At 70.7% G+C, this 25,374-nt stretch carries 16 protein-coding genes and 2 pseudogenes; 11 read left to right on the top strand and 7 right to left on the bottom strand.

Annotated features, from left to right (window positions below):
- Positions 1 to 160: 160 nt before the first annotated feature.
- Positions 161 to 1,141, bottom strand: a complete 981-nt coding sequence (locus tag ACZ56B_RS21615) for a LysR family transcriptional regulator (protein ID WP_468792896.1) — start codon at positions 1,139 to 1,141, stop codon at positions 161 to 163.
- A 162-nt stretch (positions 1,142 to 1,303) separates the two neighbouring features.
- On the opposite strand from ACZ56B_RS21615, the gene ACZ56B_RS21610 reads away from it, so the two are divergent.
- Positions 1,304 to 1,993: a hypothetical protein gene (locus ACZ56B_RS21610; RefSeq protein WP_468792891.1), complete on the top strand. Its 690-nt coding sequence runs from the start codon at positions 1,304 to 1,306 to the stop codon at positions 1,991 to 1,993.
- A gap of 12 nt (positions 1,994 to 2,005) precedes the next feature.
- On the opposite strand, the gene ACZ56B_RS21605 is transcribed toward ACZ56B_RS21610, so the two are convergent.
- Positions 2,006 to 2,593: a hypothetical protein gene (locus ACZ56B_RS21605; RefSeq protein ID WP_468792888.1), complete on the bottom strand. Its 588-nt coding sequence runs from the start codon at positions 2,591 to 2,593 to the stop codon at positions 2,006 to 2,008.
- A gap of 269 nt (positions 2,594 to 2,862) precedes the next feature.
- Between ACZ56B_RS21605 and ACZ56B_RS21600 the strand changes: the two genes are divergently transcribed.
- On the top strand, positions 2,863 to 3,108 hold the full coding sequence (locus tag ACZ56B_RS21600; protein WP_468792884.1) for a hypothetical protein: 246 nt from the start codon (positions 2,863 to 2,865) through the stop codon (positions 3,106 to 3,108).
- Complete coding sequence (locus ACZ56B_RS21595) at positions 3,108 to 3,485, top strand: fic family toxin-antitoxin system, toxin component (protein WP_468792881.1); 378 nt, start codon at positions 3,108 to 3,110, stop codon at positions 3,483 to 3,485. The genes ACZ56B_RS21600 and ACZ56B_RS21595 overlap by 1 nt, the downstream gene beginning before the upstream one ends.
- Positions 3,486 to 4,675: 1,190 nt before the next feature.
- Here the strand turns inward: ACZ56B_RS21595 and ACZ56B_RS21590 are convergent.
- Both ACZ56B_RS21590 and ACZ56B_RS21585 read right to left on the bottom strand, forming a co-directional pair.
- Positions 4,676 to 5,284, bottom strand: coding sequence for a hypothetical protein (locus ACZ56B_RS21590; protein ID WP_468792876.1), 609 nt, complete (start codon positions 5,282 to 5,284; stop codon positions 4,676 to 4,678).
- 503 nt (positions 5,285 to 5,787) lie between these two features.
- Positions 5,788 to 6,070: pseudogene (locus ACZ56B_RS21585) on the bottom strand (transposase family protein); the annotation flags it as partial.
- Positions 6,071 to 6,721: 651 nt separating this feature from the next.
- On the opposite strand from ACZ56B_RS21585, the gene ACZ56B_RS21580 reads away from it, so the two are divergent.
- On the top strand, positions 6,722 to 7,048 hold the full coding sequence (locus ACZ56B_RS21580) for an RHS repeat-associated core domain-containing protein (RefSeq protein WP_468792873.1): 327 nt from the start codon (positions 6,722 to 6,724) through the stop codon (positions 7,046 to 7,048).
- Between the two features lie 77 nt (positions 7,049 to 7,125).
- Here ACZ56B_RS21580 and ACZ56B_RS21575 read toward each other — a convergent pair whose 3' ends face one another.
- Positions 7,126 to 7,530 carry a type II toxin-antitoxin system PemK/MazF family toxin gene (locus ACZ56B_RS21575; RefSeq protein ID WP_468792870.1) on the bottom strand — a complete coding sequence of 135 codons (405 nt, stop codon included), beginning with the start codon at positions 7,528 to 7,530 and terminating at the stop codon, positions 7,126 to 7,128.
- Between the two features lie 255 nt (positions 7,531 to 7,785).
- Between ACZ56B_RS21575 and ACZ56B_RS21570 the strand changes: the two are divergent.
- From ACZ56B_RS21570 to ACZ56B_RS21560, 3 genes and pseudogenes are all read left to right on the top strand, one after another.
- Positions 7,786 to 8,458, top strand: a pseudogene (locus ACZ56B_RS21570) (transposase family protein); the annotation flags it as partial.
- Positions 8,459 to 8,488: 30 nt separating this feature from the next.
- Entirely contained in the window at positions 8,489 to 8,662 is a 174-nt protein-coding gene (locus ACZ56B_RS21565) for a hypothetical protein (protein ID WP_468792865.1), read from the top strand.
- A gap of 897 nt (positions 8,663 to 9,559) precedes the next feature.
- On the top strand, positions 9,560 to 10,021 hold the full coding sequence (locus ACZ56B_RS21560; protein ID WP_468792862.1) for a hypothetical protein: 462 nt from the start codon (positions 9,560 to 9,562) through the stop codon (positions 10,019 to 10,021).
- A 3-nt stretch (positions 10,022 to 10,024) separates the two neighbouring features.
- On the opposite strand, the gene ACZ56B_RS21555 is transcribed toward ACZ56B_RS21560, so the two are convergent.
- Entirely contained in the window at positions 10,025 to 12,988 is a 2,964-nt protein-coding gene (locus ACZ56B_RS21555) for an NB-ARC domain-containing protein (protein ID WP_468792858.1), read from the bottom strand.
- A gap of 238 nt (positions 12,989 to 13,226) precedes the next feature.
- On the opposite strand from ACZ56B_RS21555, the gene ACZ56B_RS21550 reads away from it, so the two are divergent.
- Together ACZ56B_RS21550 and ACZ56B_RS21545 are read left to right on the top strand one after the other, a co-directional pair.
- Positions 13,227 to 13,502, top strand: coding sequence for a hypothetical protein (locus tag ACZ56B_RS21550; protein ID WP_468792855.1), 276 nt, complete (start codon positions 13,227 to 13,229; stop codon positions 13,500 to 13,502).
- A 198-nt stretch (positions 13,503 to 13,700) separates the two neighbouring features.
- Positions 13,701 to 14,327, top strand: a complete 627-nt coding sequence (locus tag ACZ56B_RS21545) for an ATP-binding protein (RefSeq protein WP_468792852.1) — start codon at positions 13,701 to 13,703, stop codon at positions 14,325 to 14,327.
- Between the two features lie 187 nt (positions 14,328 to 14,514).
- Here the strand turns inward: ACZ56B_RS21545 and ACZ56B_RS21540 are convergent, their stop codons facing one another.
- A complete protein-coding gene (locus tag ACZ56B_RS21540) occupies positions 14,515 to 17,790 on the bottom strand; it encodes an RHS repeat-associated core domain-containing protein (RefSeq protein WP_468792848.1) in 3,276 nt (1,091 codons plus the stop codon).
- A gap of 1,102 nt (positions 17,791 to 18,892) precedes the next feature.
- Between ACZ56B_RS21540 and ACZ56B_RS21535 the strand changes: the two genes are divergently transcribed.
- A complete protein-coding gene (locus ACZ56B_RS21535) occupies positions 18,893 to 19,837 on the top strand; it encodes a transposase (RefSeq protein WP_468792844.1) in 945 nt (314 codons plus the stop codon).
- Positions 19,838 to 19,945: 108 nt separating this feature from the next.
- Positions 19,946 to 25,374, top strand: a 5,429-nt coding sequence (locus ACZ56B_RS21530) for a type I polyketide synthase (RefSeq protein ID WP_468792839.1), incomplete at its 3' end; no start/stop codon positions are given.

The raw sequence follows: 25,374 nt of genomic DNA, 5'->3' as shown, positions 1-25,374 counted from the left end.
GGGACTGTGCCCACCCGGGGGAGCAAAGGCCAGAGCACCACCCTCGTACGAGGCTGTGGCCTCTCCCGGGCACTCAGGCTGCCCGTCAGGGCTTCAAGATCAACTCATTGCCCCTTTGACGCGTATCCGGGTCACACCCCCGTACCGGTCGAGCAGCTTCCTACGGCCCCGTCGTGCCCCCCATCTCCCACCACCGTCTCGCGGGTACGCCGTCGCCGCCCGGGGGCGGGAGGTCGCCCGCGTCATGGGCGGCGGCGCGTTCGCGCAGGATGCGCCGGAGGTGGACGAGGGCCGGTGGGGACGGTCTCGTGGCCGGCCAGGCGAGGAGCGCGGTGCAGGGAGGAAGATCCGTCACGGCGACGTAGCGGACGCCGGGGCGGGGCATGAGGGCACGGCAGCTCTCGGAGATGAACCGGATGCCGTGCCCCAGGCTGACGTGCGCGATGGACGACTCCAGGGTGGTCACCTCGTGGGCGGTGTAGCGCACGGGGCGGCCGTCGGGGCGGGGATCGGCCGCCCAGAACTCCCGCCATCGCGGATGCACGTGGGGGGAGAAGCCGACGACGGGCAGATCGGCGAGCTGGGCCAGGGAGACCTCGTCCCGGTCCGCGAGCGGGTGGCGGTCGGGCAGGCACACGAACCGCGTCTCCGAACCGATCGCCAGGGTGCGGATGCCCTCCGGCATGGGGCCGTAGCACACCACCGCGTCGAGCCGGCCGTCGAGCAGCGCCCCCACCTGCTCGACGTTGTCCACGTCCCGCCAGTCCACCTCGGGGGCGCCGTGCCGGGCCCGCAACTCCTCGAACATGATCCGCAGGGCGGGGAGGGCCGACAGGTAGCTGCCGATCCGCAGGCGCCGCGCCCCACCCCGGGCGACCTCACGGACGGCGTCCCGCAGGGTGTCGGCGGCTTCCACCACGGCACGTGCGTGGGGCAGCAGATCCTGTCCGGCCGCGGTGAGTTCGGCCCGGCGCGTGGAGCGGTCGACGAGGGTCACGCCCCACAGCTCCTCCAGCGCGCGGATGGTGCGGCTGAGCGCGGGCTGACTGACGAACATGCGCCGGGCGGCCCGTCCGAAGTGCAGTTCGTCCGCGAGCGCGAGCAGCAGCCGCAGTTGTTGCGTGCTTGGGTCGGTGGCCATCTCCCCCGCCAGAACCGTCCGGACCTGCGTCGATGCGGGCAGGTTATCAATGCCCCCTGACCGCGCATCAGTTATTCCTTCCCTGGTCATCCCCTGATCGCGACGATGAGAGGCATGGGAACGCGGAGGCGGGAGACCGCCTCCCGACGTGGGAAGGACGCCGTGAGGAAACCGAATGTGTCCGGCCGGCTGCCGGTGATCGTCCTCGGTGTGGCGCTGATGACCGGGTCGACCGCCTGCGGGGACGAGGGCGACGACGCGGGCCCCGGCTGGGCGGCCGGGGCGTGGGGGAAGGCGGGCGCGCCCGTCCTGGACGGCGCCGAGCAGGTGGCCCAGGCGCTGCCCAGCAAGGTCGGCGTGCCCGAGGGCTGGTCGGCGTACACGCCCAGGCTGCTCGACGGCTCCGAGTCCGCCGCCGCGTGCCAGGAGGAGGCCGGGACGGTGTGTGCCGGGCTGCACACCGCCGACCGGGTGAAACTCGTCGGGGAGCGGCCCGGCCCCGACGGGGAGGGCACGGAAACGGCCTTCGCGCGATTCGCCGTGCTCGCCTTCGACACCCCGGAGAACGCGGCCGTGGCGCACAAGATGATCGCGGCCGCGTTGCCCCGGAACGCCGAGGACCCGGTGAAGCCGGTGAAACCGGACGCGGGCGCCGACGAGACCGCGGCCTTCGCCGAGACGAAGGACGGCAGGAGCACGCCCTGGGCCTGGGAGGCCGTGCTGCGCGTCGGAGGGACGGTCGTCCGGATCGAGTGCACCAACCTCGCCGGCGACGCCGAGTTCGAGAAGCTGGCGAAGCTCCAAGTGGAGCGCGTCAGGAAGGTGGCGGCGGGCGAACACCCCGACGCCTGACACGGTGGGCCGTCAGCGCGTCAGGCCGTGCAGCAGCAGGCCCGCGAGGTTCCGGTACGCTTCCGCGTCGCTGAGGCCGGTCGCCGACGCGGCCTGACGGCGCTGGACGCGGGCCATGACCGAGGAGATGACGTCGGCGGCGAGCGGGGGAGCGCCGGCCCTTCTGCACCGCGCGCAGCTGCTCCCCGTCGGCCTCCGGATGTCCGGCGAGCACCGCGGTCGACGGACGCCGTGGTACGGAGCGCGACGTCGACGGCCCCCGGCCCGGCCGGTGCTGAAGCGGACCTCGACCGACTGCGGTGAGCGGACCCAGCCGAGCCGCACCATCCAGTCGAACTCGACCCTGCGCACCCCGAGCCGGGCGGCGGCCTGCTCGGGGCCCGAGCGGGGCGGCGGCGGTGCCAGGTCCGCCAGGTCCTCGCGCCGGCAGACCTGGCCGACCCGGACGGGATGGTGCAGCATCCCGTCCGGGTTCGCGCTCAGGTCGACCAGCAGGCCGTGGGCGACGAACCGCCGGACCGCGAACGCCGTCACGTTCGCCTTCTCGCGGGACACGTTCGGGGGCAGGGAGCGGGGATGCGGCCAGTGCGTCGACCGCATCTCGCCGAAGCCCCCTTGCGAGCGGGCACCCTGGCCACCCACCACAGCCAGGATCCGTGCCGTCCCGTCGCTTCTTTCGGTGCCTGGAGGCCGTCTGCTTCCCCGCCGGGCGGGATCGAGATCCGTTCGATTCGAGCCTGCGGGTCGGAGGCCGGAAAGAGGGGGACGCGCCTTCGTGGGTGCGGGGCCTTCCCGTCGGGCGAGGACGGGCGGGGCCCGCTGCTCCCGCACGGCCCGGCCAGTGTGGTAACGCCTGTTACCATGGGGGTATGGCGAAGACACAACTGGGCGCACGCGTGGACGAGGACGTCGCGGAACTGGCGAGGAAGCGCGCCGCCGATCTGGGGCTGAGCATCGGGGACTACCTCGCCCGGCTGGTGCAGGACGACGCCAGCGGCCTGCGCGCCCGCGCGGTGGACGCCGCCGCCCGCTTCCTGGCCGACCACCAGGCACTCTTCGACGAGGCCGAGGACAGCCAGCCCACGAAGACGACTCGGGGAGCGCGCGCCGCCTGATGGACCTGCACGTCGACGTCCCCTGGATCCTGCAGGTCGCCGAGGCCGCCGGGGCCGACGACCCGGCCCCCGACGACTACGGCGTCCCCGCCGCGGCGGTCGCCCGCCACCGGGCCGAACTGTTCGAGCAGCCCGTCTACGACGGCCCCTACGCCAAGGCCGCCGCCCTGGTGCACACGCTGGGCCGCTGCCGCTGGCTGGAGCGCTCCAACCTGGCCGTCGCCGCCGCCACCGGCGTGATGTACCTCGAAGCCGCCGGGATCACCGTCAAACCCGCCCGTGAGGACGCCCTCGCCCTCAAGGACCTCCTCCTCGACCCCGCCTGCACCGCCGGAAAGATCGCCGCCCTGCTGCGCAGCTGGCCCACCGCCACCTGACCGGCGCCCGCAGGACCCGGCGTCCGCCCCGGACTTCCGGAGCGTTGTCTCACGCGAGACGGATGCCCCCACGGTTGCGGGCCTCCGGGGCGGCACCGAAGCTCGGCTGTGACCGGATCACCCGGCGGGGGAGCGGGGCGTGGGCGGCCTGTTGCCCGACACCGCCGGCCGGACGCAGGACGGGATCGGCACCGTCCTCTCCGCCAGGCCGAGCCCGGACAGTTCGCTCTCGCCGGGGCGGGTGCCGCACGGCCCGCCCCGGCACCCCCACTGAGCCCGCGCGGAACCCGCTCGGGGGCGTGGGGGTAGTGCCGTAGCTGGACTCGGTCAATGAGACGCATGCGAAGGACGCCGGGCCCGGACGACGTCGACGTCGCGGGCGCGCCCGGTAGCTGTCCGGCTCGGCGACCCGGTCACGGCATCCCCGGGCGGGGCGCCCACCCGTGCCGCGCCGGGTCCGGTGCGGGCGTCGAGGGAGCGCAGAGCGGCAGGGCAGCGCCGGGCCGCTGTGCCCGGCCGCAGCGTCGTGTCTCCCTGATCGGGTGACGGTGCGTCGGTGGTGTGCGGATGCGGCCGTCGGTGACGGTTCGCGCGGTATCGGACATCGGTCCGCCGGGCGCAGGGGCCGTCCGGGCGCACGTCCTGGCGTCGTCCCGCGGTTTCGGAAGGGACGGGTGCAGATGCGGACGGCGCTCGCGCACGGGATGAGCGGCTGGGCTGGGCGTTCGGGCTGACAGCAGATGATCCGGCTGCGAGGAGTGCGGCACGCGCTGGTCGTCGTCCCTCGGTCCGCCACCGCGCACGCGGTGGCGGACCGACAGCGCATCCCGCGCTATGGCGACCTGGCGTGACCTCACGGTCGGCGCCCTGTGACTGAACGGCGCGAGGAACACCGCCTCCGGCCGTCGCCGCACTGCGCGTGACGCCCGCCGACCCCTCACGCTCCTCGACCTCGCTCGAGCTCGAAGTGGACGTCACTTGACCACTTCGAAGCCCTGAGGGCTGTCGCACGAATAACTTCAGGATCTGATCTCGGTCAGGCGGGCTGTCTCGCGAGGGCATCGAGTGGAACGGCGCTTCGACGTTCGTGAGTTGTTTTCCGACGGTTCCCCGGTCCGCTCAGGGGTCGACCGGGTCCGGCGTATGCGTTCTCGGCGTTCCCTCAGGCCGAGACGAGAGGTGACGCCGCCTCAGATGGTCGGGGTGTCGTCAACGATCGGCCTGTGGATCTCGACGACCGGCTTCCACCCCGCGGAGAACTCGATGAAGTCCGCACGGGTGGGGTAGGTGTCGATCGCGCGACGGTCACGCTTGGGGCTGTCGCTCCCCTTGCGCCCCCGGGGGATCTGCTCCTCGAAGATGTCGACCTTCACGTCGGGAACCTCCTTGAGGCCCTGGCGCCAGATCTGCACGAGGTCGGCGCCGAACGCCTGCCGGGCCGCAGCGTAAAGGGCCGTGAGGGCCCCCTTGTCCCCACCAGGGACGAAAAGTGCCAGGTCCAGCACGACGCCGGCGGACTGGAGGACCTCGATGGTCGCCGAGCCGTTCTCGTCGGCCAAGTAGATTCCGGCTTCGTTCTCGTCGTCGGGAAGGCAGGAGACCTCTTCCTGGAATATGGTTCTCGCCGTGATCGAGCCGCCCTCGAAATCCTCACCGGGCTTGGTCAGAAAAGCAGGGACATAGCAGTCGGGAAGTTTGAGTTCTGCCGTGTCGGCGGAAACGAAGAGCCTGTCCTGCACGCCGAGCTTCGTCACCTCTTCCAGCGAGAGGCGGCGAGCGGCGATCTTCTCCGTGTTCACGATTTCCCTTTCAGGTTGCACTGTCCCTCCGAGCAGGAACGCTACCACGAAACCCTGAGGCCAACTGCCCAGTAATCTTTGGGTGAACGGCCTCCGGTGACCTGCACAGGAGGGCATTGAAGCGAGTGCCACTCGGCCGGGAACACGCATCCGCCAGGTAGTGTCCCCCGTCATGGTGTCGGGGATCAACTGGCGATTGCATTTCGGTGTGTTGGGTAGCATGGAGGAACTAAGAGAGAGGTTGCGGTAGATATCGCCCATATCCCCTTCGGGGAGGTGGTGGCGAGATAAGGCGTTCCATTCGTTGTGCATCTCGAAGAGCGCAGCGGAAACCAGCCGGATGGCCCGACAGCGCAACAACGGAGACCCCCACCGGCAACACCTGGGTGGAGCGTGAACCGGAAGTCGCGTACTACTGCGCCCTCTTCGGTCAGGACTTCGGCATGCGAGACCTCGCGATGGAATGTCTTGTGAGTGAGCCTTTTCAGCGCTGACGCTCCGGGGTGGGGACGGCTGCGTGCCCTGTGGAAGGTCCGCCGGGACTTCAGCCGTGCGGACACCCCGTTCGACCGGTGCCCGTGCCGCTGACAGGGCCCGGTTCGTCGTGCGCTGGGTCGGTGTGGGTTCCCGGCGGGGCGGGCGTCGGACCGGTGTGGTCACCCAGGGGCCGGCGCCGGTGTGGGCGCGGTCGGCGAGGACGGGGATGCCCTGGCGTTCGCGGATCCGGATGATCCGGTGGGTGCGGGCCGCGGTGAGGCCGTGGACGCGGCCGGGCGGCGCGGGTGAGCAACGGCCGCCCCCAGCGCATCAAGACCACATCCGGCACGCGGACCTTCGTCGACCTGACCTACAGCTACGCCGGCGCGGGCAAGGACACCTCCAGGATCCGCACCCGCACCGACGACCTCACCAGCCGCGACGGCGGCAAGAACACCTGCCCGGGGTCCACCACGTACACCTACGACGACGCCAGCGAGCTGACCGGCCGGAACGGCTCCACCACCGGCTGGTCCTACGACAAGCTCGGCAACGAAACCGCCGCAGCCGGCAACACCCCCCGCACCGGCGAGACCTGGACCGACCACAGCCAGCTCTCCAACATCACCGCAGGCGGCAAGACCTACGATCTCGTCCACGCCGGCACCAGCAACCACGAGCGCACCGAACTGGGTCCGACCTGGTTCCACCACACCGCGCTCGACCTGGCCTCCACGACCACCAACGGCGTCGACACCGGATTCGTCCGCGAACCGGCGGGCACCCTGAACTCCACGACGACGGGGGGAAGTCCTCCTACTACCTCACCGACGTCACCGGCAAGCGCACCCACACCTACGCCTACGGCCCCACCGGCCTGCCCCGCACCGCGCCGACCGAGGCCGTCCCCAGCCGTACCGCTACGCGGGCGCCTGTCTGGATCCGACGGGTCTGTACAAGATGGGCCACCGCTACTACGCCCCCGCCCTCGGCCGCTTCACCCGGCCCGACCCGTCGGGGCAGGAGACCAACCCCTACCTCTACGCGGGCGGCGACCCCGTCAACCACACCGACCCCACTGGACTGGCTCCCTCTGCTGGAGAAATCACCGTGGTGACCTTGGGCGTCGTCAGCATGGCGACGGGGGCGGGCGGAGCCTTGGCTGCAGGAGCCGTCACGGCGCAGGTGCTCGGCGGTATCAGCCTCACCACCGGTATGGCGGGCGGTATCGGTGGGGTGGCCCGCATGTTCTCGGACGGGTGTCAGCACTCCAGCTGTAGATCGTGATCTTGTTGCTGGAGTGTGGTGGAGAGAGGGCCGCCGCCGGTCGTCGACGAGATCGAGCCGGCCGGCAGAGGCGTCCGCTACTCGAGTCCTCCGAGACGGCGGGCATCTCTGATCTCGTGGAGCCTGGCAGCCGTCATCGGGGTCCACTCCCTCCTCTGTCCAGCGGCACGAAGGGCTTCCCCGACCTCGCTGAGCTTCGCGGAGGACAACACGCCCACCCGCTCGATCAGGTCGTCCCGGGCCACGGTGGTCAGCCAGGTGCAAGGAGTAAAGCCCGGACCCGGGAACGCGAACCGCAGCACACCTTCGAAGGGCAGTCCTTCCAGGGCGCCTATCGCCACTTCAACGCCCAGGCCGCTGATGTCGACGCCCGCTGGAGCAACGACCTGCATCGCCTGGAAACCGGATGACTCGTCATCCGACAGCAGCACGACCGGGCGTCGCTCGTCGAAGTCGACCCACCAGACTTCGCCGCGTTGCATGTGGTCCTCCTGGCACGAGACGGCGGGCGAACGCTGCGTGTCCCGAGCAGGACACGCAAGGGATACGGCCCCGTCTTCGCACGTCGTGACCGACGGGTGGTGAAGACGGGTGCGGCCACCGTTGATCATCGGTGTGTGAAGACTGAAGATCATGCGGTGGCCACGGGTCACAGCGTAGACCCTGCCCGCTGGCAGGAGGCGTTCGAGGTCCTGATGCCTCGGATAGCAGGCCGGTTCGCACGGGTTGAACCCCGGCGCCGGGTCGGCTACGTGCTCGCCGTCGCCTGCTCCCATGAAGTGACCACCGGTGCCGGGAAGTTCCACGCGGATGCCCTGGCTGCGAAAGTTCCGAAGCGGGCCTGGCAGAAGCTGTCGGCCGGGGCCGGCGCCAAGGGGTACCGCTACTACGACCGGGCCGTCATCCACCTGGCCGAACCCCGCCCCGGCAGCCATCAGCCGCTGATCCGCCGCAACCGCACCACCGGTGAACCGGCCTACTACCGCTGCTGGTCGCCAGCTCCGGTGCCTTTGGCCACGCTGGTGCGGTCGCCGGGTCGCCGGGTCGCCGGGTCGCCGGGTCGCCGGGTCGAGATGGCGGGTGGGGGAGACTTTCCAGGCCGGAAAGGGCCTGGCCGGACTGGACGAGCACCAACTCCGCCGCTTCACCTCGTGGTCTCGCTGGGTCACCCTCGCCATGCTCGCCCACGCCTTCCTCGCCGTCGTCCGTGCCCACGAACACGCCCGCGACCCCGCTCCCAACGGGCTGGTCCCGCTCACCTGCAACGAGATCCAGGAACTATTCACGACGCTCGTCGTCCGGCCCGTGCACGATGTGGCCCACCTACTCGGCTGGTCCGACTGGCGACGCCGCCGTCAGGCCCGAGCCCAGGGCAGCCATTACCTCCGACAAGCCGCGAACCAGACATGAAGATCACGATCTACAGCTGGAGTATGAGAAATGAAGATCGCCGCTTACGGCCTGCTTGCGGTATCGCTGATCGCGACGGCTGTCGCCACCGGCGCGATGGTCACCAGTGACGCGGAATCGACGCGTCACCGATCAGCAAGAAAAGCTGTGCTCATCATCGCGCCTTTCATCGTGCTCGGCATCGCAGGGATCCTCCTGACATAGCCGAGGTTCCTCGGGCGGGTTCGTGCCGCGTTGCTGCACGAACCCGCCTCCTGCCGTCACCGACGTCACCGGCAGGCGCACCCACACCTACGCCTACGGCCCCGCCGTGCGGGTGCCGAATGTTACGTCCTCGCAGGTCCACCGGCGTGAGCGTACGCGTGGAGGACGCCGCCGGGTCGATCACGTCGATGGACTTCGAGGGGGCCGGCTCGGTCCGGCTCGGTGATCGGGTCGGGGACCGGCCGAAGCGGCGCCGCGCTGTGCGGGGTGCGGTGAGGCCGATGCCCGTTATGGAAGGACTCGAACTCGCGGAGCGCGTGCGGCAGGTGGGACCGGTTCCAGATCAAGGTGCGGTCGAGGAGTTCGCGCCTGCGGGTCTGCACCCACCGTTCCGTGATCGAGTTCGTGCGGGGAATGCGGATGCCGGTGCGACGGAGGAGGACCTGCATCCGATCGTCGCTGAGGCCATCACCGAGTCGTATTTCACAGAAATGGGGCACCCGCGCCGCTGGCCTGCGCGCGGATTTCACGCACGTCTCGCAAGTAGAGTTCCGGTTCTGACCCGGCCGAGTTCCAGACCTGCTAAGAACGTATCCGTGAGCCAAAGCACGATAGTTGTCACATAGGCAGGCGTGTGGTCACCACGGCCGCCAGGCGGTGGCTCAGTTTCCGAGGTCGGTTTCTGGCTCGGATCCCGTGAATGGGGCAGCGGACAACTTGGCCGCGGAGTGCTTGGGCGTGACGTCCCAGAGCGTCGTCGACCCCGAGACGCGAGGGGGATGCCTGGCGGCCGCGTCCGAGGCCCGCTATCGGGTACCGGGCCGCTTTCCGCCCTCGGTGTGGGTATGGGGCACTAACGTGCAGTCAGGTGCTGTGACGGTGAGAAGGGCTCGGGCGATGCTCAACGAGGCGATGACGGCGCTGGCTGCGGCCGGTGGTACGGCAGTCGTGCAGGCCGCGGGGACGGATGTGTGGCACGGGCTGCGTGACCGGGTGGCGCGGCTGCTCAGTCGGGGTGACGAAGAACGCCGCCGAGTGCAGCTGGAGCGACTGGACCGGACCGCGGCCGCGCTGGCGGCTGGCGGAGATGGTGCGGACGAGCAGACGTGCACACGCCAGGAGGCGGTTTGGCAGGAGCGCTTCGAGACGCTGCTGGAGTCGCTGGGAGAGGACGAACGAGAGGCGGTGTACGCCGAGCTGCGGACGATCATCGACGAGTCGCCGGGGCAGGTCGAAGTGCGGGGAGTACACAACGAGATCAGTGGCGGCACGCAGTACGGGACGGTGATCCAGGGCCGTGACTTCCACGGTCCGATCTACTCCACCCTGACAGACCCTGCCCGTCGACCAGCCGAGTAGGCTTTATCCGACCTCGACCCTTTGCGTCTCGAAGGCCGGTCCCATGGTGTTGAGGTATCCGAGCGACGGAGCGACCAGGCCGGCCGCCACCCACCAGGTGTCCCACCCGAAGTGGACTACGAGCGCGCCGATGAGCAGGAAGACGACCACCCCTTGCCTGCCGCTGACCCAGCACCCGGCCAGGACGGTGCAGGCGGCGAGCAGCCACCAGGGGCCGCCTGCGAAGTAGGCCAGAGCGAGCCCGGCGGTAAGAAACACCGACACGCAGCCTTCGAGCCGAAGGGATACTGCCTCCAGCAGCGGCTCGCGTTGCTGCTCGACGGGCGAGTTGCGCTGCTTTGGGCCGTTCACCAGGGCCCGTGCCGTGCGCAGGCTGCCCAGCAGCAGCGCCCATCCTGCGAGTATCCACCACGGGGCTTCGACGACCGCCGCGACGACCACGCCGACGATCGTCAGCAGTTGCACGCATCCCCCGCGTTTCTCTTGTGCGATCGTGGTGACGTTCAGCAGTTCCTCGGGCTCATCTACGGAGCCGGCGGGGAGATTCTGGGCCCAGGCTCGTACCTTTTTGACCTCGTCGACGGCGCCGCTGTCGGTCAGTGCCTCCACGGCCTCCTCCGCGGCGCGTCGTGCGGCCGTCATGCGCTGGACCGCCGCGTATGCCTTGGCGAGCGCCGCCAGTTCGACGCCCTCGCGGTGCCGGTTTCCCAGGTCTCGCCAGACTTCCAGGGCCTTTTGGTGCACTTGGTACGCAGCACTGTGCTTCGTACGGTCGGACAGCATGAGCCCCAGGCGGTGCAGTGCCTCGCCCTCACCGTTCTTGTCTCCCACCGAGCGGTGGTAGTCGACATCCTTCTGCATCGCGGCCGCTACGTCCACGACGTACCCGTTGAACGTGAGAGCGATGGACAAGCGATTCATCAGCAGGGCCTCGAGGTCCTCGTCACCGCTCTCCCGGCAGAGCTGCAGAGCGCGATTGCGGTACTCGATCGAACGCCGGTGCTGGTTGCTCTGTCCGTAGAGCACGGCCAGCGTTGTACATGCTCTGGCCTCGACCTTGGTATGTCCCTCGTCCCGAGCGAGCTTTTCCACGGCCTCGGCCTCCGAGATCGTCTCGTGGTAGTGCCTCGCGCCGAGGTGGATGTTGGCCGCGGCGGCCCGCATGTTCAATTCGGAGAAGCGATCTCCGCCGGCGGCATAAAGCGCGGCGCTGCGGTAGGCAGCGGCCAGCGCCTCGTCCGTCTCACCCAGGTTGGCCAGCACGAGAGCAAGCTCGTCCCTTACTGCTGCCTCCGCCAGCGGGGACCCAAGGGCACGAAACCGCTGAGCGGATTCCCGGTACGCGGACGCCGCCTGTTGGAAATGCTGCCCATTGTTCAGGGCGATCCCCATGTAGCGCAGCGCACATGCGACTGACTCCTCGTCGTCGATGGCCCGCCACAGCTTCAGGGACTGTTCCAGGTAAGACAGCCCTTCGCTGAACCGTCCCGCGGCCGCCAGCGACCTGCCGAGCGCTAGCAGCGCCTGCGCCCGGCGTCCGGTGTCCGCGAAGCGTCCTGCGGCATCGACCTCGTGCAGGCACAGGAGGATGCGAGTGGGGAAGTCGGAGCGCTCGGGGAGGAAGGTGCGAACGGCCGCGGCCAGTTCCGCGGCCAGACGGTCCATCCCGGCCGCGGCGGCGGCCGGAACCGCCGTGAGCAGGTTGACGCGCTCCCGCTGGAACCACTGCGCGTCCCGCGTGCGGGCGGCTTCCAGGTAGTGCTCCAGCAGGCGAGCCAGTGCGTCCGCCGGTTCGTCGGTCAGGCCGGGCAGCGACTGGGCTGCCAAATGCTGCCTCACCAGGTCGTGCAACTGCCAACGCCCGTCGGCCCTGCCCAGCAGATGCGCCTGTGACAGCGTGCGTAATCCTGCTCGCACCTCGGCCTCGGTACGGCCGTCCAGCGCCCGAGCCGCCTCGGTGTCCAGGACCGGCCCGGGGTGCAGGGTGCATAACCAGCCGAGTCGCGCGGCCGAGGGGTCGCGGACGAGCAGGCGCCGCCAGGACGCGTCGAACGCCCCGGCCACCGACAACTCGCCGTGGCGCAGGTCGCCGCCCCGGCGCAATTCATCGACCAGAGTCGTCATCGGCAGGTCGGGCTCGTCGGCGAGGATCGCCGCGACGATGCGCACCGCGAGGGGGAGGGCACCGCACGCCCGCACCAGGCGCTCGGCCAGTTCAGGGTTGTCGCCGATCCGGGTGTCCTGAGGCAGTTGTTCGCGGACAGCCTCCTCGAGGAGGACACGTGCCTCGCCGAGGGGGAGCTCCTCCAGGCCGAGCGTGCGGCTGCCCGGCACCGACAAGCGGTCGCGGGTGGTGACCAGAACGCGGTGAGCCGATTGCCGCGGCAGCAGGTTCCGCACCTGGTCGCCGCTGGAGGCGTTGTCCAGCACCAGCAGGACACGCCGCCCCTGCCGGGCCAGCCGATCCAGCGTCTGGTGGTAGACAGCCGCCTGCTCGGCCCGTGTCCCGGGAACTTTCTCCGCCGCCATCCCCAGTGTGCGCAGCAACGGTGCGAACACATCCTCCGAGGCGACCGTGCGGCCGTCCGGATCGTAGCCACGCAGGTCCACCAGAACCGCGGCGCCCGTGAACCACTGGCGCTGCACGGCGATCGCCGCGGCATGCCGAGCCAGCGCGGTCTTCCCGACCCCACCCATGCCTGCGGACACCACCACTGCACGGCCGTCACCTTCCGGGGCCATCCCGGCCAGCAACTCCTCCACCTGCGCGGCACGACCCACGAACAGCTCGTCGGGTGCCGAGTCCCGGGCCACGACCGGCGTGAGCACCGGAACCACCGGCGGCTCCCCGGTGTGCACGTGCACCCCACCGCTGATGGTGCCGGCCTGAACCACAGAGCCAAAGACGTTGCCCGAGACGATGTTGACCGTATGCGGATTTCCTCCGCCACCCCGTTTCCCCGTCATGCGGACATTTTCCATCTATAGCAGGGGGAGGAACCCGCTTTCGCGATATCCGACCCTTCGCCGGCCCTGTTCACGATGTCGTCAGCAAAGCCAGGGCGGGGCGCGCTGGGCTGGCCATCGCTGCCGCTGTTCAGCACTACGCGAGGCGCAACGGACCGCCACCCGCGCCGACGAGCTCCAGGCGCTGCGCGAACTCGGCACGCTGGAACAGACAGAGCCCCGCGACGGGGACGAAGCCGTGCGCGACGAACTGACCCGGCGAGCCGGCGGGTACCTCCAGACCGACATCGACGCCTGGCTCGCCCACGCCCCGGCCGCACACCTCGAGCACTACCGCGACCCGGCCGCCCGCGAGGCGGCCGCCGACCTTCTCCCGCCGCCGGTCCTCGCGCACGCTGCGCTGCTCGCCGAACTTGCCCACCTGATCCCCGGCGCCAGCGTCGACCGGCTGGCGTTCGCAGCCTTGTCCACGATCAGGCAATTCCCCACGATCTGCATGATCAGCTTCAGGTAATTCCCCATCCCCGCGATCACGCCTCCCCATGGGGACGGCGAATCGGTCGGGGCCCACTCGGCAGGCCATGACCGGCCTTTGCGATGATCCGATGCGTCAGCCACGGCCCGCAGGGACTGTTCGGCTCCGTGCACACCCGGACGCCCCGGAGGACACCCGCGACGACCAGGTCCACGGCGAGGACGAGGTGGCGGCACGATGAGCGTGATGGACACCGCCCTGCGCGAGTCCCTGAAGTCCCTGAGGCTGTCCGGGATGCTGGAGACCCTCGACGCCCGCCTCGCCCAGGCCCACGGCGGCGAACTCGGCCACCTCGACTTCCTCCAGGTCCTCTGCCAGGACGAGATCACCCGCCGCGAGACCGTCGCCTTCCAGCACAGGCTCCAGCGGGCAAAGTGCGAGCAGCAGGTCACCCTGGAGGAGTTCGGCTTCACCACCTCCTCGAAACCGCCCGCCGCCCAGATCCGCGACCTCGGCGCCCTGCGCCGGCTGCACGCGGGCGAGTCCGTCATCCTGTTCGGCCCGGTCGGGGTGGGCACGACGCATATCGCCCAGGCACTGGGCCACCTCGCCGTCCGGCAGGGCGCCCACGTCCGCCCTGGCCTCGGTCACCGGCATACACGTGATCACAGCAGAACAGTCGAGGCGGTCAGATTCGCCCCCCGTGCCGGCTCCCACCTCGTGAGGGCTGGCCGCCAGGTCATCGCCTGGCGGCCAGCCCTCGTGCTTGCAGTGGGCGCTGTTGATCCAGTCAGTACTCTGGCATCCGTAACATCTCGTTGGCTGCGGATGTCATCGTGTCTCTTCGCCGCTTCTCGACACTGACTTTCGCCGCGCTACGGCAATTCCGCCCGCAATGAGGCCGACCGCAGCGAAGAGCACGGCGGACTGCCAAATTGGCCAGTCGAAGAGTCCAGCAGCAGTGGCAAGAACTCCTACGAGGCAGGTAAGAGCGGCACAACTGACGACTGTCGCGAGTGTTTTTGGACTTTTTCGTTCCACGCGTTTCTCCTCAGAAGAAGCTCCCGACTGCTCCACCAATCAGGCCGCCCCACATGCCATTCTCTCGTTCCGCTTGTGTGCCGCCTGCAATCGTGGCGCCAGCAGCGCCGCCCCCTGCACCCCAAAGCGCGCCGGTGACGAAGGCGGCGCCGACACACGCAGCGCCAGCCGTACCGATACACGCAGCACCAACTGCTGCTGCACCGAGACCTCCAGCCACGGTGCCGGCGACAACACCCACCGCATCAGCGAACGAGAACAGACCGGTCGGGTCGGTGTTGTTGATGGGGTCGCCGCCCGCGTAGAGGTAGGGGTTGGTCTCCTGCCCCGACGGGTCGGGCTGGGTGAAGCGGCCGAGGGTGGGGTCGTAGTAGCGGTGGCCCATCTTGTACAGCCCGGTCGGGTCCAGGTAGGCGCCCGCGTAGCGGTAGGGCTGGGGGACGGCCTCGGTGGTGGTGCCACGGGGCAGGCCCGTCGGACCGTAGGCGTAGGTGTGGGTGCGCTTGCCGGTGGCGTCGGTGAGGCCGAGGACGTTGCCGGTGGCGTCGGTGAGGTAGTAGGAGGACTTCCCCCCAGTCGTCATGGAGTTCAACGTGCCCGCCGGTTCGCGGACGAATCCGGTGTCGACGCCGTTCGTGGTCGTGGAGGCCAGGCCGAGGGCCGTGTGGTGGAACCAGGTCGAGCCGAGCTTGGTGCGCTCCGCGTTGTCCGTGCCGGCATGGACCAGGTCGTACGTCGTGCCGCCGGCGGTGATGCCGGACAGCTGGCTGTGGTCGGTCCAGGACTCCCCCGTGCGAGGGGTGTTGTCGGCTGCGGCGGTTTCGTTGCCGAGCTTGTCGTAGGACCAACCCGACGTGGAGCCGTTCTTGGCGGTCAGCTCGCTCGCGTCGTCGTACGTGTACGTCGTGCCGCCCGGGCAGGTGGTCTTGCTGCCGTCGCGGCTGGTGAGGTTGCCGGCCTTGTCGAAGCAGTACAGCCACGATGCCTTGCGGGTGCCGGTGGAGTCGGCTTCCAGGGCGTAGGTGAGGCGGTCCTGGGAGTCGTAGGTGTACGTGGTCGTGTACTTGGTGAGGTTGTCGGTGCGTGTGCGAATCTTGGTGGTGTCCTTGCCCGCGGTGTTCTTGTAACTGTAGGAGAGGTCGACGAACGTCTGCGTGCCCGACGTGGTCCTGATCTTCTCCGGTCGGCCGTTGTCGTCGATGGTGACGGCCTGGGTGGTGCCGCCGGGGTAGACGGTCCTCGTGCGCTTGCCGTTGTTGTCGTAGTCGAAGTCGGTCTTCTTGCCGGACGGATCGGTCAGGTGATCGAGGCGGCCGGCGTTGTCCCAGGTGTAGTCGGTGGTGCCGGTCGGGTCGGTGTAGAAGTCGACGTCACCGCCCGGGGTGTAGGCCAGGACGGTCTGTGCGCCGTTCTGCAGGGTGCGGCGCTTCTCGCGGTTGAGCTTGTCGTACTCCCAGGTGGTGGTGCCCGAGGCGTCCGTGCGGGTCTTGACGTTGCCGTCACCGTCGTAGGAGTAGGTGACGGTGGCGTTGGTGGAGGAGACCTCACGGACGCGGTCGCGGTTGTCGTAGGTGTAGACCGTGGTGATGCCGCGACCGTCCTTGACCGTCTCCACCCGGCCCAGCGCGTCGTACGTGTAGGTCGTCTCCCCCAGCGGTGCCGGCGGCTTGACCTTCCACAGGTTGCCCTTGCTGTCGTACTCGAACGACGTGACCTTGCCGTTGCCGTCCTTCGCCGTGCAGCGCTGACCCTCGAATCCTCCGCACTTCGGGGTGGCCTCGTTGTACGTGTACTCACGGGTGCCGCCCGCGGTGCCCGACGTCGTCACCGACATCGTGTTGCCGTTGGTGTCGTACTTGAAGGTGTCCTTGCGGCCGTCCGCGGTGGTGAAGTCGTTGGGCAGATCGGTGCCCGCGACCGTCTGGTACGCCGACACGGACGCCGTCGCGCCGAGCGGCAGCTTCTGGGAAAGGGCGTTGTTGCGGCCGTCCCAGCCGTACGTGGTCGTGTTGCCGCCCGTGCCGTCCGCACCGGTGCCCATCGCGTCGGTCGCGGTCTGGGTGAGGTGGTTCTCGTAGGCGGCGTGACGGGAGTGCCCGAGCGGGTCGGTGACCTTGGTGACCTCGCCGTCGGCGTTGTGGACGTACTTCGTGGCGTCACCGTCGGGATCCGTGACCGTGGTCGTCCCCGCGTCCGACGGGGTGGGGGCGGTGTAGTCGTAGCGCCAGGTCGGGCCCGTGTGACCGCTCGACGTGGACGCGGTGGCGCGTTGCATGGAGGTGACGCGGTTGTGGGCGTCGTAGGTGAACAGGGTGACCGTGCCCTCGGGGGTGGTCACCTTCGTCAGGCGGCGTGAGGAGTCGTACGCGTAGGCGGTGGCCTTGCCGGCGGTGTCGGTGACCTTGGCGAGGTTGCCGGACGCGTCCAGGTCGAATACGGCGGTGCGGCCGGTGTGGTCCTTGGCCTGCCACTGATCGCCGTAGGTCTTGAGCAGGTCGATCCAGCGGCCCGAGCGGGTCTCGGTGAGCTTGAAGCCCTTGTGCTCGGCGCCCTCGTCGTGCTGGTCGACGGTGATCGTGCCGTCGTTCTTGTCCGTCACCCGCAGCAGAGTGCCGTGCTCGTTGTACGTGTCCTTCGAGCCGGACTTGCGGTCGGTCAGGGTGTAGGTGCCGTCCGCGTTCTTCCTCAGGTCCTTCGAGTGACCCGTCGGCGTCGTATACGTGCCGTCCGAGTGGGCGGTGAAGCGCAGCAGCTCGCCGGTGGCGTCGAAGACCGCTGTCTCGCCGTCGCGGATCTGCAGGTAGCGCTCGTATCCCTGCCACCAGCGCTGCGACACCTTCCCCCACGGCGCCTCGAGGGAGTTGTAGGTGCGGGTGAGCTGGAGTCTCTGGCCGACGCCGGCGATGTCGAAGTCCGTCGCCGCCAGCATCAGGTTGCCGTTCGAGACATTCACCCGCGCCACGAGGGCGTCGTTCAGGCGGGTGTCGACGATCTGGTGCCAGGGCACCTCTCCCTGCCCCTCGGGCAGGTGATCGGAGGCGGTGGCGGCCGACCGGGACGCCGAGCGCTTGGTCGTCTTCTCGCCGGCGGTGCGGGCCTTCTGGGCTTCTCGCCAGGCCGCGACCTCGGCCGACGGCTCGGCCTCGGTCTGCGAGCCGGGGGCCCGGGTCGGCCCGGCCGGCGTGGCGGGAGCCTCGGCCTTCGTCGGCTTCGTCCACGGGGTCTCCGGCTCGGGCAGTGTCGGCTTCGCAGTCGCCGCCAGACCGGGAGCTGCAGCGATCACCACGGCGGCCGTGGTGATCGCGGAGACGAGAGCGGTTCGGTGTGTTCTCCGGACACGCCGGAACGACGTGTGCGCAACGCGCGGATGCATCGGCTTCCCCCCACAGGAAGTCAGAAGTGCGCCAGACAGACGGTCAAGACCGGTGCCCCAACACGGTCACCGGCGCCTCACAAGCTGTCACAAGACACACACAAAGCGACGCACCGTGCCCTCGAAGGTCATGTGCATGCGGGCCGGAATCAGCCCCACCGCTTCGGTAGAACAAAACGGGACTTTAAATACCCCAACCACCACGAGGAACGGTCGGAATTGATGATTCCGTTACTGATCCCGGGGGGTATCTTGACCAAAACCTGCTGATCTGTGGCTTCTTCATGGAAGTCGAGGTCAGCGACCGCGTTCTTTCGGCCGGATGCGCACCTGTCCGCTTCGCTGCCGGCAGCTTTCATCGATCGTTCCTGCCGGTCACGGCGTGAAAGCACAGGACGGAGAATGCCGGCACTCGGTCGACCGCGGAGGATGCCCCCATGGGAGCAAGACCGACACGGACCACCGTGCCGCCGCACAGCCCTCGGAAGGATCAGAGGTGCCGTTCTCAGGACAGTGGAACGGAGTGGGGTGTACCGCCCCATGACAGCCGCACCACTACAGAAACCGCCCCACGACAGTGACCACGCCCTCCGGCTGAGCCGGGCGGCCAGCAGTTCATGGACGGTCACGTGCTCGACGCGGGCGCGGTCGGCGAAACGATGTCCGGCTGGACAGCGAAGAATCCCGTCCCTGCCTGTTGCAGGGGCGGGGTTCCGTATCTCGAGCGCTGGGCGATCTCGGATTCAGCGAGGGTACGGGTCGTGGTGCCGTGCCGGACGTGCACGCGGAAGTTGTAGTCGTTGCCCGGAGCCGTGACGGCGTGTGGCTAGGCGGTTTCGTTGGGATCGGTCGGTCGTTGGTCTGGGTGTGCCGTCGACTGGTGCGCAGTGGGCGCGGATCGAGCCGTTGCTCCCGGACCGGACGCCGAAGCGGGGTGGCCGCTGGCGGGGGGACCATCGTGAGGTGATCGACGCGATCGCCTGCAAATCGCCTGCAAGTTCCAGACCGGCACCCAGTGGGTGCCCCTGCCGGAGAAGTACGGCACCTGGCGGGGCGTCTGCAACCGACTGCGGATGTGGGCCGTCGACCGCACCTGGGAGCGGGTGTTCACCGCCCTGGTGGCCCAGGCCGACGCGGACGAGGACCTGAGCCGGGCCGTGTCGGTGGACTCCACCATCGTGCGCGCTCACCAGCACGCGGCCGGGGCCCGCAAAAAGGGGCCCCGGCCGGCGAGCCGCACGACCACGCCATCGGCCGCTCCCGTGGCGGACCGACCACGAAGGCCCACCTTGCCGCCGACGGCCGGTGCCGGCCCTGGGTCTTCCACCTCAGCGCCGGCCGGGTCGGCGACGCACCTGCCTCCACCGAGGTGGTGGCCCGCCTCCGCGTTCCCCGGCAGCGCGGTCGTCCGCGCACCAGACCAGACCTGGTCCTGGCCGACCAGGCCTACTCCTCCCGCCAGATCCGCGACCACCTGCGCAGACGCGGTATCCGGGCGGTGATCCCGGAGCGGGCCGGCCAGCAGGCCAAGGAGCGGACAGGCCCCCGGCCTGATGGCGAGCCCTCCGGGTCGCCCACCGGCGCGCGGAGCGCACGCGGCCAGGTCGGCCTTCCCGCCGGGCACCAGGGGGTCGCCCACCGGCGCGCGGGGCGCACCCGCCGCGACTCCCTCGGGCGGCGTGGGGCGGCGTGCGACTGCCCTCGTCGGCAGGGCAGCCGCACGCCCGCCCGCGCGCACGTCCGCGGCAACCGCGTTACTAGGGTTTTTCCCGTGGGCCCCGGCCCAGACTTGCCGCGTGCCGCACCCGAGAGAGCCCGCAGAAGAAAAGACGTGACCCGAAGCCGCGCCCACCCCGTGCGCCCAGGCTCCGGGTCGCTCCAAGGGGCGGTCGCCCTTCCCCCGGGGCGACCGCCCTGTGCGTGCAGTTCCCACGCCGGTCCGCGCAGACCTGGTCCGTGACCGCACCGGACTCGCCCGGACCCGTGCGTATCCCCGGGTCCCACTCGCCGCACCGGACCGGCCGACCCGGGACATCCCGCTCGGTAACCGCTGTCGAGGTGACTTGAGATGGACAACGAACAAAAGCTCAGGGACTACCTGAAGCGGGCCACCGCCGACCTGCGGAACAGCAGGCGGCGCGTCCGGGAACTCGAGTCCGCCGCCCACGAACCCATCGCCGTCGTCGGCATGGCCTGCCGCTACCCGGGCGGCGTGACCGACCCCGACAGCCTGTGGCAGCTCCTCGTCGACGGCAGACACGGCATCGGACCCTTCCCCGACGACCGCGGCTGGGACCTGCAAGCCGTCTCCGCAGCCGCGTCCGGCGGCGGATTCCTCTACGACGCCACCGACTTCGACGCCGAGTTCTTCGGCATCTCACCGCGCGAAGCGGTCGCCATGGACCCCCAGCAGCGGATCGTCCTGGAGACCACCTGGGAGGCCGTCGAGTCCGCCGGCATCGACCCCACCACCCTGCGCGGCACCGAAACGGCCGTCTTCATGGGCGCGATGGCCCAGGAGTACCGGGCCGGAGCCGAGGACGGAGCCCAGGGCCTGCACCTCACCGGCAACGCCGGCAGCGTCCTGTCCGGCCGCATCGCCTACACCCTCGGCCTGACCGGCCCCGCCCTCACCGTCGACACCGCCTGCTCCTCCTCCCTGGTCGCCCTCCACCTCGCCGGGCACGCGCTGCGCAACGGCGAGTGCGGCCTCGCGCTCGCGGGCGGCGTCACCGTCATGTCCAGCCCCTCCACCCACCTGGAGTTCGGCAGGCAGGGCGGACTGTCGCCCGACGGCCTGTGCCGGTCCTTCGACGACTCCGCCGACGGCACCGGCTGGTCCGAGGGCGTCGGCGTCCTGCTCCTGGAACGGCTCTCCGACGCCCGCCGCAACGGCCACCGCGTCCTCGCCGTCGTCCGCGGCTCCGCCGTCAACCAGGACGGCGCCTCCAACGGCCTCACCGCGCCCAACGGCCCCTCCCAGCAGCGCGTCATCGAACAGGCCCTCGTCAACGCCCGGCTCTCCGCCGACCAGGTCGACGCCGTCGAGGCGCACGGCACCGCCACGCCCCTCGGCGACCCCGTGGAAGCCCAGGCGCTCCTCGCCACGTACGGCCGCAGCCGCAGTGCCGACCGCCCTCTTCTCCTCGGCTCGGTCAAGTCCAACCTGAGCCACACCCAGGCCGCCGCAGGCGTCGCCGGGGTCATCAAGATGGTGCAGGCCGTCCGGCACGGCATCCTGCCCCGCACCCTGCACGTCGACGAGCCCAACACGCACGTCGACTGGTCGGACGGCACCGTACGACTCGTCACCGAGAACACCCCCTGGCCCGGCACCGGGCGGCCGCGCCGGGCCGCCGTCTCCTCCTTCGGCATCAGCGGCACCAACGCCCACGCGATCATCGAGCAGGCCCCCGCCGACACCACGACTCCGGCCACGGACGACGCGCCGCACCCGGTCCCGCTCGTGCTGTCCGGCCGTACCCCACAGGCACTCGCCGCCCAGGCGACCCGCCTGCTGTCCGCCCTCGACCGGGCGGACGGCCCACCCCCGGTCCGGGACGTGGCGCGCGCCCTCGCCACCACCCGCACCGCCTTCGAACACCGGGCCGCGTTCCCCGCCGCCGACCACGACACCCTCACCGCCGCGCTGACCGCCCTCGCGGCCGGGGAACCGGCCCCGGGCCTGTCCCGCCACGCCGCCACCGGCACCCCCACCGCTTTCCTCTTCTCCGGCCAGGGTGCCCAACACCTCGGCATGGGAAAGGACTTGTACGAAACCCAGCCGGTCTTCGCCGCCGTGCTCGACGAGACGCTGGACCTTCTCGGTCCCGGCGTCCGCGCGGCCATGTGGGGTACGGACGACACCGCGCTGCACCGCACCGGAACCGCGCAGCCGGCCCTGTTCGCCGTCGAGGTGGCCCTCTACCGGCTCCTCGAATCCTGGGGCGTACGACCCGACTTCGTGGCCGGCCACTCGATCGGCGAGGTGGCCGCGGCGCACGTCGCAGGCGTCCTCTCCCTCACCGACGCCTGCACACTCGTCACCGCCCGCGCCTCCCTCATGCAGGACCTCCCGGCCGGCGGCGCCATGACCGCCGTACGCGCCTCCGAGGAACAGGTCCGCCCGTACCTGACCGACGACGTCGCCGTCGCCGCCGTCAACGGCCCCGCATCCGTGGTCGTTTCGGGGCCCGCCGAGGCCGTCGACGGCATCGCCGCGCGCCTCGCCGCGGACGGTCACCGCACCACGTCCCTGCGGGTCTCGCACGCCTTCCACTCCCCGCTGATGGACCCGATGCTCGACGGCTTCCGGGCCGCGCTGGCGGACCTGGAGTTCCACGAGCCCCGCATCCCGGTCGTCTCCACCCTCACCGGCGCCCTCGCCGACGGGGACGACCTGCGCACCGCCGAGTACTGGGTCCGCCACGCCCGTGAGACCGTCCGCTTCGCCGACGGCGTCCGCGCACTCGCCGCCCAGGGCGTCACCCGTTTCGTGGAACTCGGCCCCGACGGCGTCCTCACCGGGCTCGTCCCCGAGACGGCCGGGGCCGAGAGCGTCGCCCTGCCCGTCCTGCGCAAGGACACCCCGGAGACCACGGCCGTCGCCGCCGCCCTGGGCCGGCTGCACGCCACGGGCGCCCGCGTCGACTGGTCCCGCTACTTCGGCGCCGACACCCCCGCCCCGCACGTCGACCTGCCCACCTACGCCTTCCAACGGCGACGCTTCTGGCCCGCCGCCGGCATCGGGGGCGCCGCGGGGGACGTACGAGCCGTCGGCCTCGCGCCCGCCGACCACGGACTCCTCGGCGCCGCCGTCGCCCTCGCCGACTCCGACGGCGCCCTCCTGTCCGGCCGGCTCTCCCTCGCCACGCACCGCTGGCTCACCGACCACCGCATCGCGGGCCGCGTCCTCCTCCCCGGCGCGGCCTTCGTCGAACTCGCCCTCCGCGCCGGCGACGAGTTCGGCTGCGACCGCGTGACCGAACTGACCCTGCCCACCCCCCTCGAACTGCCCGAACACGACGCCGTACAGATCCAGACCTTCGTCGGCGGCCCCGACCCCTCCGGCAGCCGGCCCGTCACCATCTACGCCCGCCCCGACGGCCACGACGACCTCCCATGGACCCTGCACGCCACCGGCCGACTCGCACCGGCGGAGGACACCGACCGGGCGAACGCGTTCGACACCGCCAACTGGCCACCGCAGGGCGCCGAGCCGGTCGACACCGACGACCTCTACGACACCCTCGCGGAGGCGGGCTTCTCCTACGGGCCGGCCTTCCGCGGCCTGCGCGCCCTGTGGCGCCGGGGCGACGAGCTGTACGCCGAAGCCGTACTCCCCGACGGCAGCCGCCCGTCCGGCTTCGGCCTGCACCCCGTACTCCTCGACGCCGTACTGCACGCCTCCGCCCACGACGACACCGGCCGCCTCGGCGTGCCCTTCGCCTGGGAAGGCGTCGAACTGCACGCCTCCGGGGCCACCGAAGTGCGCGCCCACCTCGTGCCGCGGGGCGACGGCGTGCTCACCCTCGACGTCCTGGACACCGCGGGCGCGCCCGTCCTCACGGTGGACACCCTGGCCACGCGTCCCCTCGGCGACGACGCCACCACCCAGGCGGCGGAATCGCTGTACCGGGTCGACTGGGTGCCCGTGCCCGCGACCGCGTCCGCTGCGACGCCCTACGAGGGAACGGTCGCGCTGGTCGCGGGCCCGGGCGGCGACGTGCCGGGGTCGGGCGGCGATGCGCTGACGGGGGAGATCGCCGACGCCCTCGACGACGTGTCGGGCTCCGTGATCCGGTACGACAGCCTCGACGAACTGGCGACCACCCGGACGGCGGCGGAGGTGCCGGACACCGTCCTGGTGCCGGTCGCCGCCGACGCGGTCGCTCCGGACGCCGTCGGCGCGCTCCACTCGCTGACCACAGGTGTCCTGCGGCTCGTCCAGCGGTGGGTCGGTGACGACCGCCTCCGCCACTCCCGCCTGGTCGTGGCACTCCGCGACGACCACCCGACGACCGCCGCGGTGCGCGGCCTGCTGCGCGCCGCGGAGTCCGAACACCCCGGCAGGGTCGCCGTGCTCGACCTGGGTGCCGAACCGGTCGACGGACCGCGACTGCGCCAGGCCCTCGGCACCGGCGAACGGGAAACGGCCCTGCGGGACGGCGGTGTGGTCGTCCCGCGCCTCGCACGCGTTCCGGCGTTCCGGGACAGGGATGCTACGGCCGTGGGTACGGCCACGGACGCTCCGGGTGCGGGTGCGGGTGCGGGTGCGGGTGCGGGTGCGGGTGCGGGTGCCGGGGCGGAGGTGTGGTCCGGGTCCGGTGCGGTGCTGGTGACCGGCGGCACGGGCGGACTGGGCGCTGCCCTGGCGCGGCATCTGGTGCGCGTGCACGGGACGCGGGAGCTTCTGCTGGTCTCGCGCCGGGGAGCGGAGGCACCGAGCGCCGACGGACTGGTTGCCGAGCTGGGCGAGTTGGGCGCCGCCGTCGAAGTCGTGGCGTGTGATGTGGCCGACCGCGACGCGGTGGCCCGGCTGGTCGAGGGCCGGTCGATCCGGGCTGTCGTGCATGCCGCGGGGGTGCTGGACGACGGGCTGATCGGCGGTCTGACGCCCGAGCGGCTGGACGCCGTCCTCGCACCGAAGGCCGCCGCCGCGTGGCATCTCCACGAACTCCTCCCCGACGTCGAGGCGTTCGTCCTGATATCGTCCGCCGCCGGCACCTTCGGAACCGTCGGCCAGACCGCCTACGCCTCTGCCAACGCCTACCTCGACGCCCTCGCGTCCCACCGCCGGCGGCACGGGCTCAACGGCACCTCGCTCGTCTGGGGTCCCTGGCAGATCGAGGGCGCCGGCATGGCCGCCCGGCCCATCGCTGCGCCCGGCGCGGAGGACGTACTGCGTTCCGTGTCGGTCGAAGAGGGCACCGCCCTGTTCGACGTGGCCCTGGGCACCGGGGCGGGTGTCGTCCTGCCCGTGCCGCTCGACCTGCGGTCCGTACGGGCCGGTGGAGACGTGCCCGCCCTGCTGCGCGGGCTCGTGCGCCCCCGCCGACGCGTCGCGAGCCGCGGCGCCGGCGTCGACGACCTCGTACGACGCCTGACGCCGTTGGACGAGGTGGAGCGGGGTGAGGTGCTGCTGGATCTGGTGCGGGGGCAGGTGGCGCTGGTGCTGGGGCACCGGGGTGTGTCGGGGGTTGACGCGTCCCGGTCGTTCCGTGATCTGGGGTTCGATTCGTTGCTGGCGGTGGAGCTGCGCGACGGGCTGCAGGCGGTGACGGGTCTGCGGTTGCCGGCGACGTTGGTGTTCGACTATCCGACGGTGGAGCGGCTGGCGCGGTTTTTGCTGGGTGAGGTCCTGGGGGCGCGGGCGGAAGCGGTGCCGGTTGCGGACCGGCTGCCGTCGCCGGTGGACGATCCGGTGGTGATCGTGGGGATGGCGTGCCGGTTCCCGGGCGGGGTGGCCTCGCCGGAGGAGCTGTGGCGGCTGGTGTC

The organism is Streptomyces sp. NPDC034670, from assembly GCF_055574875.1.
Note: the sequence above shows the minus strand (reverse complement) of the source record. Positions and strands in the feature narration are given on the sequence as shown.

Excerpts from the sequence above, each read along its gene's own strand:
- ACZ56B_RS21545 (WP_468792852.1), top strand. The coding sequence starts at position 13,701 with ATGAGCGTGATGGACACCGCCCTGCGCGAGTCCCTGAAGTCCCTGAGG.
- ACZ56B_RS21600 (WP_468792884.1), top strand. The coding sequence starts at position 2,863 with ATGGCGAAGACACAACTGGGCGCACGCGTGGACGAGGACGTCGCGGAA.
- ACZ56B_RS21565 (WP_468792865.1), top strand. The coding sequence starts at position 8,489 with ATGAAGATCGCCGCTTACGGCCTGCTTGCGGTATCGCTGATCGCGACG.
- ACZ56B_RS21605 (WP_468792888.1), bottom strand. The coding sequence starts at position 2,593 with ATGCGGTCGACGCACTGGCCGCATCCCCGCTCCCTGCCCCCGAACGTG.
- ACZ56B_RS21580 (WP_468792873.1), top strand. The coding sequence starts at position 6,722 with ATGGGCCACCGCTACTACGCCCCCGCCCTCGGCCGCTTCACCCGGCCC.
- ACZ56B_RS21560 (WP_468792862.1), top strand. The coding sequence starts at position 9,560 with ATGCTCAACGAGGCGATGACGGCGCTGGCTGCGGCCGGTGGTACGGCA.
- ACZ56B_RS21595 (WP_468792881.1), top strand. The coding sequence starts at position 3,108 with ATGGACCTGCACGTCGACGTCCCCTGGATCCTGCAGGTCGCCGAGGCC.
- ACZ56B_RS21615 (WP_468792896.1), bottom strand. The coding sequence starts at position 1,141 with ATGGCCACCGACCCAAGCACGCAACAACTGCGGCTGCTGCTCGCGCTC.
- ACZ56B_RS21575 (WP_468792870.1), bottom strand. The coding sequence starts at position 7,530 with ATGCAACGCGGCGAAGTCTGGTGGGTCGACTTCGACGAGCGACGCCCG.
- ACZ56B_RS21555 (WP_468792858.1), bottom strand. The coding sequence starts at position 12,988 with ATGACGGGGAAACGGGGTGGCGGAGGAAATCCGCATACGGTCAACATC.